We start from the raw sequence: 12,560 nt of genomic DNA on the forward strand, positions 1-12,560 counted from the left end.
GCTTGGACTTGTATTACGCCGGATGTCTACGCTCGGCGCAGGATCCGGCGGCCCGGTGCCGCCCGCCCGTCTCTCCCTCCCACCAGAAAGTCCCGCCCGTGACCCCGCACATCATTCAGGAAGAACTCCTCGGCCAGGTCTGCGTCTCGGGGGTCACCATCACCCCGGTGGCCTTCAAGGACCCGCCCCTGCTCAACGCCGTGGGAGTGCACGAGCCCTTCGCCCTGCGCGCGATCGTGGAGGTGCACACCGACGCCGGGATCAGCGGCCTCGGGGAGACCTACGGCGACGCGGGCCACCTGCAGCGCCTGCGCGTGGCGGCCGAGGCCGTCACCGGGACGGACGTGTTCAACACCAACCTCCTCCGGCAGCGGGTCGCGGCCGCGCTGGCCCGGGACACCGTCCAGGGCGGGCACGGCATGAGCGGGATGGTGACCGGCTCGTCCACCGCCGACCGCGTGCTCTCCCCCTTCGACGTCGCCGCCCTCGACATCCAGGGCAAGCTGCTCGGCCGCCCGGTCAGCGACCTGCTCGGCGGGGCCGTGCGCGGGGCCGTGCCCTTCAGCGGCTACCTCTTCTACAAGTGGGCGGGCCACCCCGGGCACGACGAGGACACCTGGGGCGCCGCCCTGGACCCGGAGGGCGTCGTCCGGCAGGCCCGCAGGATGGTGGACGAGTACGGGTTCACCGCCCTGAAGCTCAAGGCCGGCGTCCTCCGCCCCGACCTGGAGGTCGCGGCGATCAAGGCGCTGCGCGAGGAGTTCCCCGGGCTACCGCTGCGGATCGACCCCAACGCCGCCTGGTCCGTGGAGACCTCCATCCGGGTGGGCCGGGAGCTCGACGGGATCCTGGAGTACCTCGAGGACCCCACACCGGGCATCGAGGGCATGGCCCAGGTGCGCCGGGCGGTGTCGATGCCGCTGGCGACCAACATGTGCGTGGTGAGCTTCGACGACGTGGCGCCGGCCGTGGCCGCCGGCGCCGTGGACGTGATCCTCTCCGACCACCACTTCTGGGGCGGGCTGCGCCGCTCCCAGGCCCTGGCCGGGATCACCGAGACCTTCGGCCTGGGGCTGTCCATGCACTCCAACTCCCACCTGGGGATCAGCCTGGCCGCCATGGTCCACCTCGCCGCCGCCACCCCGAACCTCGACTACGCCTGCGACACGCACTGGCCGTGGAAGGACGAGGACGAGGACGTCGTGCTGCCCGGCGCCCTCCGCTTCGCCGGCGGGGCCGTGCCGGTGCCGACCGCCCCGGGCCTGGGCGTGGAGCTGGACCGCGACGGGTTGGAGAAGCTCCACCGCCAGTACCTCGAGTGCGGCCTGCGCGGCCGGGACGACACGGGCTACATGCAGCGGATCAACCCGGAGTACGAGCTGATCACCCCTCGCTGGTGAGCGCGGCCCGGCAGCGGGCCCGCTCGGGCGGCGCCGCGCTGCCGGCTTGACGCCCGTCCCCGGCACGCGCGGCCGAGGCCGGCCACGGACGCCTCCCGCCGGCGCTGCGTCCCGGGCCCCGTCGGGGCGGGAGCGCCCGGGCGGCCACGACCTCCCCCTCCCCCGCCGACGGTGATCGCCCAGGCGCCGTGGGGGGCCGACGACGGCCCCGACGCGGCCCAGCGACAGGGCCCAGCCCGGTGGCCCGCACGGCCGCGGGGTGGTACTGGGCGATGTGGTCGTTGACCATGCTCTGCGTGCCCATGCCGCCGAGGCCGGCGACCGGGATCGCCGCCGTGAGCACGGCGGGCGAGGAGGACGGGGAGGCGATCAGCAGGGCGGTGGCGGCGGAGACGAAGCCGACGACGACCATGGCCTTCAGGGCCGTGCGCTGGACGATGACCGCGGCCACGACGGTCCCGGCCAGCGCGCCGATCGAGTACGTGAGCAGGAAGGAGACCGCCGAGCCCGTCGCGGAGCCGGACCGGTCCATGATCTGCGGCAACCACGTGGTGAGGCCGGACATGGAGAGCAGGCTCAGCAGGCACATCACCCGCATCCCGGCCGTGGGCGCCAGGTCGCCGGCCCGGAACAGCGCCCCCGCGGAGCCCCGGGACGCCGGCACGGCGGAGGCGCCCTCCGCCGGCGCGGCCGACCCGTGGCGGTGGGCGACCGCGGCGGCGTCCGCGGGCCGGCCCGCGGGCCGGTGGGTGGCCGGAGCACCGGGGCCGAAGAGGCGCCGGGGAGTTCCCTGCGGGAGGATGGGCCCATGCGCAGATTCCTCAAGGACGCCGGCGTGCACGCCGAGATCACCCCGGACGGGTTCACCGAGGGCGGGTGGGTGCTGTCCATCGGCGGGGCCGAGCAGTCCCACGTGGACCTGGCCCGGCCGGAGGAGATCTTCTACGAGTACCTGCGGCGCATCGGCAACGTCGTCGACCTCGTGGCGCCCGCCGGGGAGCCCGTGACCGCCGTGCACCTGGGCGCGGGCGCCCTGACGCTCGCCCGCTACGTCGCCGCGACGCGGCCCGGGTCCGCCCAGGTCGCCGTCGAGCTGGAGCGGGAGCTGCCCGCGTTCGTGCTCGAGGCCCTCCCCCTGCCGGCGGGGGCGGACGTGCGGATCGTCGTCGACGACGCCCGGGCGGCGCTGCCGCACGTCGCCGCCCCCGGGACCGTGGACCTCGTGGTGCTCGACGTCTTCACCGGCCGGGACGACCCCGGCCACCTCACGGAGCCGTCGTTCTACGCCGAGGCCGCCGGGCTGCTGGCCCCGCACGGGGTCATGGCGGTCAACGTCGGCGACGACCCGGGCCTGGCGTTCTTCGCGGCCCAGGCCCGGGCCGCCCGGGCCGTCTTCGCGGACGTGTGGTGCCTGGCCGACCAGCGCCTCCTGACGGGCCGCTACCCGGGCAACCTGATCCTCGTGGGCGGGCGGCGGCCCCTGCCCCGGCCGTGGGCGGAGCACTTCGCGGCGGCGGGCCCGCACCCGGCGGGCGTGCTGGACGGGCTGGGCCTGGAGGAACTGCTGGGCCGGCTGTAGCGTGGGTCGCACCGCCGAGCCCGTGCCCGATGCCGAGGAGCGTACCGTGGAGAAGACCGACCAGACCGAGCAGATCGGCGTCCTGGACTCCGCCCCGGCGATCGAGGGCGAGACGTTCTCCCGGGTGGCGCTCACCCCGGCGGCGGTCGAGCTGCTGGGCACGCTGCGGGAGGTCCACGGGCGGCTGATGTTCCACCAGTCCGGCGGGTGCTGCGACGGCTCCGCGCCCATGTGCTATCCGGCCGGCGAGTTCCTCACGGGCCCCGCGGACGTGCTGCTGGGGGTGTTCACGCTGCCGGGCGATCCCGCGACCGCCCGGCTGGAGTTCTGGATCTCCCGGGAGCAGTTCGAGTACTGGAAGCACACGCTGCTCACCGTGGACGTCGTGGCCGGACGCGGCTCGGGGTTCTCGGTGGAGGCCCCCGAGGGCAAGCGCTTCCTCATCCGCTCGACCTTGCTGGGCGGCTAGGGCACCGGTTCACGGGGCCGGGCGCAGCCGGCCCTGCTCGTCGAAGGACGGGCCCCGGTCGTGGACCGGGAAGGTGTGGAAGGCCGGGACCTCGTAGGGGTGGGCCCGGGCCATCGCCCGCAGGACGTGCTCGCGCTCGGCCGCGGAGTAGATCACCTCGATGCGCACCTCGTCGACCTCCTCGGGGCGGCCCACCTCGCCGAGCACGGGGTCCGCCCCCGGCAGGGGGGTGAAGCGGCCGGTGCCGCGGCTCACGAAGGCCACGTGGGAGTAGTGGCCGAAGCGCCCGGCGCCGGCGTCGCCGAGGGCCTGCAGCACCGCCTCCGCGTGGGTGGCGGGGACGTAGACGACCAGCGCGTGGGTGTCAGTGGTCATGGGGGGCGCACACCTCGGGTTCGACGTGGTCGGCGGGCTCGAGCTGGATCGTGGAGTGCTGGACGGAGACCGGGAAGTGCTCGGCCACGCACCGCTGGATCCGGCCGAGCGCCTCGGCGGAGCCGCCGGAGTAGAAGTACTCGTCCTCGAGCACCACGTGGGCGGTGAGCACCGGCAGGTCCGAGGAGATGCGGGAGGCGTGCAGGTCGTGGACCTCCACGACGTGCGGCAGCTCGAGGATGTGCCCGCGCACGTCGGCGAGGTCGAGCCCCGGCGGTGCGCTCTCCATGAGCACGGACAGGGACTCCACCAGCAGCCGGATGGTCCGCGGGACGATGAGCACGCCGATGAGCAGGGCGACGACGGCGTCCGCCTGCACCCAGCCGGTGAGGGTGATGACCACGGCCGCGACGATCACGGCGACCGAGCCGAGGGCGTCGTTGAGCACCTCGAGCACGGCCGCGCGCAGGTTGAGGTTGGAGCGCCGCCCGCCCACGAGCACCGCCATGGCCACGAGGTTGCCGGCCAGGCCCAGCACGCCGAAGACGATCATCTCGACGGAGGCCACCGGCTCCGGCTGCACGAACCGTCGCACGCCCTCGACGAGCACGAACAGGCCCACGGCCAGCAGCACCCCGGCCTGCAGGGCCGCGGCGACGATCTCGGCGCGCCGCCAGCCCCACGTGCGCCGCGCCGTGGGCGGGCGCAGGGACAGCTGTGCGGCGATCAGCGCCAGCAGCAGCCCGCCGGCGTCGGTGAGCACGTGGGCGGTGTCGAAGAGCAGGGCCAGCGACCCCGTCCACAGGGCACCGGCCAGCTGGACGACGAACAGTCCGGCGGTGATCCCGAAGGCGGTGACGATCCGCCACCGGTCGGTGCCGGGCCCGGCGTGGGCGTGCCCCGGGCCGTGGTCGTGGCCGCGGTCGGTGTCGTGCCCCGCGTGCCCGTGGGCCCGGGCGTGGTCGTGCGCCATGCCTCCATCCTAAGCCGGGGCCGCGGCCCCGGCCGGGCGGGTCAGCCCGTGACGAACTCGCTGAACTGCCCGGTGGCGGGGCCGAAGTGGGAGTCCACCCGCATCACGGCGCCGGGGGTGTCGTTGCCGTTGAGCGCCTTGAGCAGGTCGCCCACGGCCCACCGCGGGCCCTCGGCGATCACGCCCACGGTGCCGTCGGCGTTGTTGACCACGGAGCCGTGCAGGCCGAGCTTCTCGGCGTGGCGCCAGGTCCAGTAGCGGAAGCCCACCCCGTGCACGGTGCCGTGCACCACGGCGGTGAGCCGCAGCGGCTCGTTGAGGTCCAGTTCGTCGGCGGAGCGGTCGTCGGAGGCGCTCGGGTGGATCGGGGGCAGGCTCACAGCTCCACCACCGTCGACTCGCCGGCGTCGATCTGCTCGCCGGTGACCCGCGCCCGGGCCCAGCGCAGGGCGGTGGCGAGCGTGCCGGGGCTGCGCCACAGCTCGGCGGTCTCGGTGCGCACGCGCAGCACGACGAGCCCGGGCGTGGCCGGGCCGTCCGGGTAGAAGGGCCTGAGGGCGTCCGACCACAGGCCCTCGACCACCGCGGGGTCCTCGACCACCTCGGCGGCCCCGGAGACCGAGACCCACTCGTGGGGGCCCACGAAGGCGACGTTGACGGCGTCCTCGCGCCGGACGTCCTCCACCGCGGACGTGGAGCGGTCGGTGAAGAAGTGCAGGTCCTCCCCCGGCGCGACGTCCACGACGGTCATGGGCCGGCTCACGAGCTTGCCGGTCGCCTCCCGCGTGGTCAGCATGCCGACCCGGGTGCGGTTGACGAACTCGACGATGTGCTGGATGTCATCCTGGTGCGTGCTCATGTGGTCAGATTAGGGGACCGACCGTCGCTCGCGGCACGGTCGGAGCCCGAGAATTCGTCGTGGGCCGAACCCCCACGCACCGTCCGCCGGTCCGTCCTCCCCGGGACGCCGGCGCAGAAGAGGACCGGAGCACGCAGATGGACCACGCAGCACAGGCCCCGGAGGAGACCGCCCCCGGGACGATCAGCGCCCAGGACAGGATCGAGATCACCGAGATCCTCAGCTTCTCGTCGCACCTGCTCGACAACCGCCAGTGGGACATGTTCGGGGAGGTCTTCGTCCCGGAGGTCGAGCTCGTCACCCCGCGCGGCGAGTTCACCGGCACCGCGGGCGTGCGGCGCTACCTCGAGATGATCGACCTCTCCCGCTTCCCGGCCACGCACACGCTCAACACGATCATCGAGGCCGTCGACGAGGACACCGCCGTGGCCTGGTCGCGGATGCTGCTGCTGACCTGGGACCGCAAGGCCGTCGGCGGGGACTTCATCGACACGTTCCGCCGCACCGGCCCCGGCTGGCGGATCACCCGGCGCACGGTCGCGCCCCGCAACGACCAGGACTCCGTGGCGCTCGCCGAGGGCGGCTACGCCCCGGACCCGTACTCGTACGCGCTGTTCGACGACGCCGTGCTCGCCGCGACCGGACGAGCCCGCCGGTGAGCGCCGCGCCCGGGGCGGGCCCGTCGGCGGGCTGGGAGCGGGTCCCGGCGGACGACGCCCTGGCGATCGGCACCGCCCTCGTCCGGTGCGCCCGGCTCGTGGACGTCGCCGCCTGGGACGACCTGGACCTGGTGCTCACCGGGGACGCGGTCGTGGCCTCGACGCACGGGACCGCGCACGGCACCACGGAGTTCGTGGAGGTCGTCGAGCGCGCCCGGGCCCACGGCCTCGGCCCGCACCACATCACCGACACCGTGCTGCGCCGGCTGGGTGCCGACCGCGTGCGGGCGTGGAGCAAGTGGTTCACGGTCGCCGCGGACGGGACCGTGCGCGGCGGCGAGCAGCTGGACCTGCTCGTGCGCACCCCGGAGGGGTGGCGGATCACGGAGCGCCGCACGACCCGGACGCAGCCGGGGGCCGGCACCCGGCCGGGCGTGGAGGCCTTCCTGGGCTGAGCCCCTCCCCCGCCCGCCGCCGCGCCGCAGCACCGGCGGCGGGTTCGTGCCGGTCCCGCTACTGCTGGGCGGCGAGCGCCTCGCGGATCGGGGTGCCGCCGTCGGAGAAGTCGATCCTCCGCCCGATCGTGGCCGGGTCGTCCAGCACGGCGGCGACCACGAGCGCCACGTTGGCGCGGGAGGTGCGGCGCTCGCCGTCGCGCTCGCCGCCGGCGGGCACGTCGATCGCGCCGGTGGCCTCCTCGAGGGTGAGGGCTCCGGGGCCCACGATGGTCCAGACGAGGCCGGAGGCGCGCAGGTGGTCGTCGGCGTCGGCCTTGGCCTGGGCGTAGGCGTGGAAGGGGTCGTCCTCGGGGATGCCGTGGTCCTGCCCGGCGCCGAAGTAGGAGACCATGACGAAGCGCTTCACGCCGGCCCGCTCGGCGGCGTCCATGGCACGGATCGCGGCGTCCCGGTCGACGGCGTAGGTGCGCTCCGGGCTGCCGCCGCCGGCCCCGGCGCTCCAGACCACGGCGTCCTGGCCCTGCAGCAGCCCGGCGATCTCGTCGACGGAGAGCTTCTCGACGTCGGCCACGACGGGCTCCGCCCCGGTCTGCTGGACGTCGGCCACGTGGTCGGGGTTGCGGAAGATGCTGGTCACGGCGTGGCCGGCGCGCACGAGCTGCGGGGCGAGGATCAGGGCGACCTTGCCGTGGCCGCCGATGATGGTCACGTGGGACATGCGGGTGCTCCTTCGGGTGCGGGGATGTTCGCGTTCTCCCCCGACGCTAGACCCGTCGCGGGCGCCGCGACACGCCTCACGCGCAGGGCGAAACCGGGAATGCCCCGCCCTGCGCGCGGGGGGCGGCTACTCGGCGGCGTCCTCGATGCCCGTGACCGCCGTCAGCAGGAACACCGCGTCCTCCAGGGCCTCGACGGAGTGCCGCGCCAGCGGGAGCTCGTGCAGGTGCCCGGCCTCGAGGACCAGCTCCTTGCCGGACCGCACCCGGATCCTCCCGTGCAGCACCTGCAGGCTGCCGGCGTAGGGGGCGTTGTGCTCGGAGAGCTGGGAGCCCTCCCGCAGGGCGATCAGGGTCTGGCGCAGCACCTTCTGGTGCAGCAGGCGCTCCGAGCTGCGGCCGTGCTCGCCGTGGCGGGCCTCGTTCAGGTGCTGCATGGCGATCTCGTTCAGGTGCTGCATCGTTCTCCTCCTGGTTGCGTGCCTGGATGGGTGCCCGGGTAGGTGATCCGGTCCCCGTCGACGACGGCGAAGTCCCGCAGCGCCGCCGGGGTCTGCTGGCCGGGCCCCATGATGTGCCGGACGTCGTGCCCGCGCACCAGCAGGGCCTCGGCCACGAGCGAGCGGTGGCAGCGCCACCAGACGGCCTCGGCGCACATGATCGCGGCGACGCGGTGCGCCGCGAGCTCCTCCAGCCGGGCGAGCGCCGACCGGAACTCCTCGGTCTGCATGTGGTCGGCGTAGCCGCGGAAGGACGCGTTGCGCCAGGCGGTGTTGACCGAGGCGCCCGACGTGGGGCGCAGCCCGCCGAGCCCCTTGCAGTAGGTGTGCCCGATCCCGGCCTGCGCGAGGGTGGCGGGCAGCCGGTCGAGGTCGAACTGGGGGTTGGTCCGCGAGCGCGGCACGGTGCGGATGTCCACGAGCTCCTGCACGCCGAACTCCCGCAGCAGCGCCACGAGCTCCTCGGCGGAGCGCGTGGAGTGCCCGACGGTGTAGACGGTGCCCGGTGCCATGTCCTCAGCCTACTGACCGGCACCGCCGGGCGCGCCGTGGAGGGAACGGTGGAAGAATGCACACCATGAGCGTCGTCATCGCGGGATGCGGAGATCTGGGCACGGAGATCGGGCTGCGGCTGGCCGAGCAGGGCCACGAGGTGCTGGGGCTGCGCCGGCGGGCGGAGCTGGTGCCGCCGCCCCTGGCCGGGGTGCCGGTGGACCTCAGCACCGAGGTGCCGGAGCTGCCGGGCGACCTCGAGCACCTCGTGGTCGCCACGGCCGCGGACGGGCGCTCCCCCGAGGACTACCGGGCGGCCTACGTCGACGGTCTGCGGAACCTGCTCACCGGCGTCCTGGAGGGGGGCGCGCTCCCCCGGCGCGCCCTGCTGATCTCCTCCACCGCGGTCTGCGCGGCCGCCGAGGGCGAGTGGGTCACCGAGGACACCCCCGTCGCCCCCTCCACCCCCACGGCCGAGGTCCTGCTGGAGGCCGAGGAGATCTTCCACGAGCACTTCCCGCACGGCACGGTCCTGCGCCTGGCGGGGATCTACGGGCCCGGGCGCACCCGGTTGATCGACACGGTCCGCTCCGGGAACGCCGCGAGCGGCGCCGCCTGGACCAACCGCATCCACCGCGACGACGCCGCCGCGGCCGCCGTGCACCTGCTCACCATGGCGGACCAGCCCCTGACGCTGTACCTGGGGGTGGACGACGAGCCCGTGCGGGAGCGGGAGGTCCTGGAGTTCCTGGCGCAGGAGCTCGGCGTCCCGCTGCCCGAGGACGTCCCCGAGGCGGACACGCCGCGGCGCGGCTCGAAGCGGGTGTCCAACCGGCGGCTGCGGGAGTCCGGCTTCGTCTTCCGCTACCCCACCTTCCGCGAGGGCTACCGCGCGGTCCTGGCCGGGCAGGGCGTGCGCCACCCCTGAGCGGGCGGCGCCGCCCGGCTACGGCACCGGCTGGGCGGGCACGTCCTGGCGCACCCGCAGCGCGACGTCGCGCACCTCGTAGGCGGCGATCAGGTCCACCCAGGCCAGCCGGGGCGGTCGCGCCAGCTCCAGCGGCAGCCGCAGCAGGCGCTGCAGGAAGATGTCGCTCTCCTGGATCGCGATGAAGCCGCCGGGGCAGCGGTGGGCGCCGTCGCCGAAGGACATGGCCTCCGGCCGGATACCCCTGGGCCGGGAGCGCTCCGGGCACAGCTGCCGGGCGTCCTCCCCGAGCGCCTCGGGGTCCGTGTTCGCCTGCCGGACGTAGAGGTCGAGCAGGGCACCGGCGGGCACCGCGTGCCGCTCGTCGCCGTCCTCCAGCACCAGCTCCCGGGTGCTGCGGCGGTAGAGGTGGCCCACCACCGGCTCCAGGCGCAGGATCTCGTGCAGGATGGTGTGCCGGCCCGGCTCGTCGGCGTCCAGGTAGGCGCGGCGCAGCCGCTCGTCCTCCAGCAGGTGCCAGGCCGCGACCGCGATGAACTCCCGGGTGGTGGCCATGCCCGCGGCGGCGTAGGTGAGGCACTCCGTGAGGATCTCGCGCTCGGTGTAGCCCTGCTCGAGCAGGTGCGAGACCACGTCCTCCTGGGGCTGGGCCCTCCGGGCGGCGACGGCCGGGCGCACGTCCCGCACGTGGAACACGCCCATCGCCCACACAGGCCGCAGGGCGGCCAGGGCCGAGCGCACCCGGGCCGCGGGACCCGGCCGCTGCGGCGCGCGGGCGGACGGAACGGCGAAGAAGCGCTCGAGGCGGCGGGCCATCCCGTCCGTGTCCGAGTTCGTCAGGCCCACGACCTGCGCGGCGACCTCCACCGAGTAGCGCAGGGTGATCGCGGACAGCTCACCCCCGCCGTCCCGGCGGATCCGCTGGACCAGCTCGTCGGCGCGCTCCTCCATCAGGGCGCGGTAGCGGCGGCTCACGGTGGCCGGGGTGAAGAACTTCGCCGTGGCGGTGCGGTGGCGCCGGTGCTCGGGGCCGTCCATGAACAGCACCGGGGGGTGGCTGCCGGTGAGCCCCTCGCGGGCGGCCTCCGCGTTGAAGCCCGCCTGCACCGTGGCGTCCGCCTCCCGCAGCACCTGGCGGACCAGCGGCAGGGAGCGGACGTGCCAGACCCCGTCGAGCACCTCCACCCGCGGGGCGGCGGGCTCTCCGGGGCGGGCGGTCCTGCGCCGGTCGCCGTGCGGGACGGGGCAGCGGGCGTCGTCGCTCATGGACGCCATGCTAGCCGCCGGGCGTGAGCGGGAACACAGGGGCGCCCGCGGGGCCGGTGCGCTCCGGGGACGTCAGATCCGGTCCGCCAGATGGTTCTCCACCTGGGCGAGGCCCGGGAGGACCAGGGAGGACGCCGGCCCGGCCAGGACGACCAGCAGCACCCGCAGCTCGGCCTCCGAGAGGTAGCCCCCCACCACGCGGTGGGAGGAGTCCAGCACGACGAGCACGTCGTCCGCCCGGTAGGCGGGCACGGTGAGCACCACGGGCTCGTGCTTGCCGGAGAAGTCCTCCTGGAAGCGTCCGATCTTCTCCTGCCGCCCCTCGGGCCACGACCGGGAGGCCGCGTCGGCGACCGTCAGCGGCCGGTGCTGGGGGTGTGACCACTCGCCCGGGTTGCCGTCGGGGTCCACGTGCCAGACCGTGTAGAGGTCCCCGATGTCCTCGCGCGCGGAGAGCACCCGGTCCTCGACGCGGGCGTTCTCCTCGTGGAGCGCGTCCCAGTCGAGCCAGGCCCGGATGCTGTCGCCGAACAGGGTCTTGAAGTCCGAAACGTCCATGCCCTCACCTCACCAGAGTTCCGGTCCCGCCGCCAATCCCCCCGCCCACGGCTCGGGCGCACGGCCCCGGCTCACTTGAGCGCGTTCGTGGCGCGGCGCTTGTTGAGCACGTCGAAGCCGACCGCCAGGAGCAGCACCATGCCCTTGATGAACTGCTGGTAGTCGATGCCGACGCCCATCAGGGACATGCCGTTGTTGAGCACGCCCATGATCAGCCCGCCGGTAATGGCCCCGACGATCGTGCCCACTCCGCCGGTGACGGCGGCACCGCCGATGAACGCGGCGGCGATCGCGTCGAGCTCGAAGAGGTTGCCGGCCCCGGGGCCGGCCGAGTTCAGCCGCCCCGTGAAGATGAGCCCGGCCAGCGCCGCCAGCACGCCCATGTTGACGAAGAGCAGGAAGTCGACCCGCTTGGTGTCCACGCCGGAGAGCTGCGCGGCCTGCAGGTTCCCGCCGCGCGCGTAGACGTGGCGGCCGAAGACGCTGCGCTTCATGACCGTGCTGTACGCCACGACGAGCACGCCGAGCACGACGAGCACGATCGGCGTGCCGCTGCGCGAGCTCGCCAGGAGGTAGGTCAGGCCCAGCACGACGACGGCCGCGAAGACGAGCTTCGTGACGAACCACGCGCGCGGCTCGTCGTCGAGCCCCAGGCGCGCCCGCGTCCGGCGCCCGCGCACCTGGCTGCCCACGAGCAGCACCGTGGCCAGCACGCCCAGGCCCACGGTCGTCCAGTCGAGGATGCTGGTCTCGGGCGGGAACAGGCCCGGGAACAGGAACCCGCCGCCGAGCTGGCGGTACTCCTGCGGAAAGCCGGTGATGCGCTGGTTCTCGAGCACGATCTGCGTGAGCCCGCGGAAGACGAGCATGCCGGCCAGGGTCACGATGAAGGCGGGGATGCCCACGTAGGCCACCCAGAAGCCCTGCCAGGCCCCGACGAGCGCGCCCACGGCGAGGGACGCGACCAGGGCGACCCACCACGGCAGGCTCCAGTCCCGGATCATGATCCCGGACATGGCCCCCACGAAGGCCGCCACGGACCCCACCGACAGGTCGATGTGGCCCGCGACGATGATCATCACCATGCCGATGGCCAGGAGCAGGATGTAGCTGTTCTGCACCACGATGTTCGAGACGTTGTCCGGCTGGAGCAGGGCGCCGCCGGTCAGGACCTGGAACAGCGTCACGATCACCAGCAGGGCGAGGAAGATGCCGATCTGCCGCAGCCGCCCGGCCAGGAACCGGCCGGCGTCGGAGAGGGTGGAGCGCGGCGGGCGTCCGTCGGGGGCGACCAGCCGGTGCTCGTCGACGAGGGTGGAAGCCATGGG

General features: G+C 74.4%; 17 protein-coding genes. 6 read left to right on the plus strand and 11 right to left on the minus strand.

The window, feature by feature from the left end:
* Window positions 1-98 precede the first annotated feature (98 nt).
* Entirely contained in the window at window positions 99-1,400 is a 1,302-nt protein-coding gene (locus tag M3185_RS00395; protein ID WP_251331695.1) for a glucarate dehydratase family protein, read from the plus strand.
* Here the strand turns inward: M3185_RS00395 and M3185_RS00400 are convergent.
* Window positions 1,384-2,064, minus strand: a complete 681-nt coding sequence (locus M3185_RS00400) for a hypothetical protein (RefSeq protein ID WP_251331696.1) — start codon at window positions 2,062-2,064, stop codon at window positions 1,384-1,386. The two genes, M3185_RS00395 and M3185_RS00400, sit on opposite strands and share 17 nt — an antisense overlap.
* A 144-nt stretch (window positions 2,065-2,208) precedes the next feature.
* On the opposite strand from M3185_RS00400, the gene M3185_RS00405 reads away from it, so the two are divergent.
* Complete coding sequence (locus M3185_RS00405; RefSeq protein WP_251331697.1) at window positions 2,209-2,979, plus strand: spermidine synthase; 771 nt, start codon at window positions 2,209-2,211, stop codon at window positions 2,977-2,979.
* Window positions 2,980-3,025: 46 nt separating this feature from the next.
* Window positions 3,026-3,448: a DUF779 domain-containing protein gene (locus tag M3185_RS00410; RefSeq protein ID WP_251331698.1), complete on the plus strand. Its 423-nt coding sequence runs from the start codon at window positions 3,026-3,028 to the stop codon at window positions 3,446-3,448.
* A gap of 9 nt (window positions 3,449-3,457) precedes the next feature.
* Here the strand turns inward: M3185_RS00410 and M3185_RS00415 are convergent, their stop codons facing one another.
* The 4 genes from M3185_RS00415 to M3185_RS00430 are packed head-to-tail and all read right to left on the minus strand — an operon-like array spanning window position 3,458 to window position 5,655.
* Window positions 3,458-3,823, minus strand: coding sequence for a hypothetical protein (locus M3185_RS00415; protein WP_251331699.1), 366 nt, complete (start codon window positions 3,821-3,823; stop codon window positions 3,458-3,460).
* Window positions 3,813-4,796: a cation diffusion facilitator family transporter gene (locus M3185_RS00420; RefSeq protein WP_251331700.1), complete on the minus strand. Its 984-nt coding sequence runs from the start codon at window positions 4,794-4,796 to the stop codon at window positions 3,813-3,815. The genes M3185_RS00415 and M3185_RS00420 overlap by 11 nt, the downstream gene beginning before the upstream one ends.
* 41 nt (window positions 4,797-4,837) lie before the next feature.
* Window positions 4,838-5,176 carry an acylphosphatase gene (locus M3185_RS00425; protein ID WP_251331701.1) on the minus strand — a complete coding sequence of 113 codons (339 nt, stop codon included), beginning with the start codon at window positions 5,174-5,176 and terminating at the stop codon, window positions 4,838-4,840.
* Window positions 5,173-5,655 carry a pyridoxamine 5'-phosphate oxidase family protein gene (locus tag M3185_RS00430; protein ID WP_251331702.1) on the minus strand — a complete coding sequence of 161 codons (483 nt, stop codon included), beginning with the start codon at window positions 5,653-5,655 and terminating at the stop codon, window positions 5,173-5,175. Before M3185_RS00430 ends, M3185_RS00425 begins: the two co-directional genes overlap by 4 nt.
* A gap of 137 nt (window positions 5,656-5,792) precedes the next feature.
* Between M3185_RS00430 and M3185_RS00435 the strand changes: the two genes are divergently transcribed.
* Both M3185_RS00435 and M3185_RS00440 read left to right on the plus strand, forming a co-directional pair.
* On the plus strand, window positions 5,793-6,314 hold the full coding sequence (locus M3185_RS00435) for a nuclear transport factor 2 family protein (protein WP_251331703.1): 522 nt from the start codon (window positions 5,793-5,795) through the stop codon (window positions 6,312-6,314).
* Complete coding sequence (locus M3185_RS00440) at window positions 6,311-6,769, plus strand: nuclear transport factor 2 family protein (RefSeq protein WP_251331704.1); 459 nt, start codon at window positions 6,311-6,313, stop codon at window positions 6,767-6,769. Before M3185_RS00435 ends, M3185_RS00440 begins: the two co-directional genes overlap by 4 nt.
* 58 nt (window positions 6,770-6,827) lie before the next feature.
* On the opposite strand, the gene M3185_RS00445 is transcribed toward M3185_RS00440, so the two are convergent.
* The 3 genes from M3185_RS00445 to M3185_RS00455 form a co-directional block, all read right to left on the minus strand.
* Window positions 6,828-7,490: an SDR family oxidoreductase gene (locus M3185_RS00445; RefSeq protein WP_251331705.1), complete on the minus strand. Its 663-nt coding sequence runs from the start codon at window positions 7,488-7,490 to the stop codon at window positions 6,828-6,830.
* 126 nt (window positions 7,491-7,616) lie between these two features.
* Window positions 7,617-7,949, minus strand: a complete 333-nt coding sequence (locus M3185_RS00450) for a cupin (RefSeq protein WP_251331706.1) — start codon at window positions 7,947-7,949, stop codon at window positions 7,617-7,619.
* On the minus strand, window positions 7,937-8,500 hold the full coding sequence (locus tag M3185_RS00455; protein ID WP_251331707.1) for a DUF488 domain-containing protein: 564 nt from the start codon (window positions 8,498-8,500) through the stop codon (window positions 7,937-7,939). Before M3185_RS00455 ends, M3185_RS00450 begins: the two co-directional genes overlap by 13 nt.
* 65 nt (window positions 8,501-8,565) lie before the next feature.
* Between M3185_RS00455 and M3185_RS00460 the strand changes: the two genes are divergently transcribed.
* Window positions 8,566-9,408, plus strand: coding sequence for an SDR family oxidoreductase (locus tag M3185_RS00460; protein WP_251331708.1), 843 nt, complete (start codon window positions 8,566-8,568; stop codon window positions 9,406-9,408).
* Window positions 9,409-9,426: 18 nt separating this feature from the next.
* On the opposite strand, the gene M3185_RS00465 is transcribed toward M3185_RS00460, so the two are convergent.
* The 3 genes from M3185_RS00465 to mmsB form a co-directional block, all read right to left on the minus strand.
* Complete coding sequence (locus M3185_RS00465) at window positions 9,427-10,674, minus strand: cytochrome P450 (RefSeq protein WP_251331709.1); 1,248 nt, start codon at window positions 10,672-10,674, stop codon at window positions 9,427-9,429.
* Between the two features lie 72 nt (window positions 10,675-10,746).
* Window positions 10,747-11,232, minus strand: a complete 486-nt coding sequence (locus M3185_RS00470; protein ID WP_251331710.1) for a hypothetical protein — start codon at window positions 11,230-11,232, stop codon at window positions 10,747-10,749.
* A 71-nt stretch (window positions 11,233-11,303) separates the two neighbouring features.
* Complete coding sequence (mmsB, locus tag M3185_RS00475; RefSeq protein ID WP_251331711.1) at window positions 11,304-12,557, minus strand: multiple monosaccharide ABC transporter permease; 1,254 nt, start codon at window positions 12,555-12,557, stop codon at window positions 11,304-11,306.
* Between the last annotated feature and the right edge of the window lie 3 nt (window positions 12,558-12,560).

The sequence above is a fragment of the Kocuria rosea genome, assembly GCF_023715525.1.
GTDB lineage: Bacteria > Actinomycetota > Actinomycetes > Actinomycetales > Micrococcaceae > Kocuria > Kocuria rosea_A.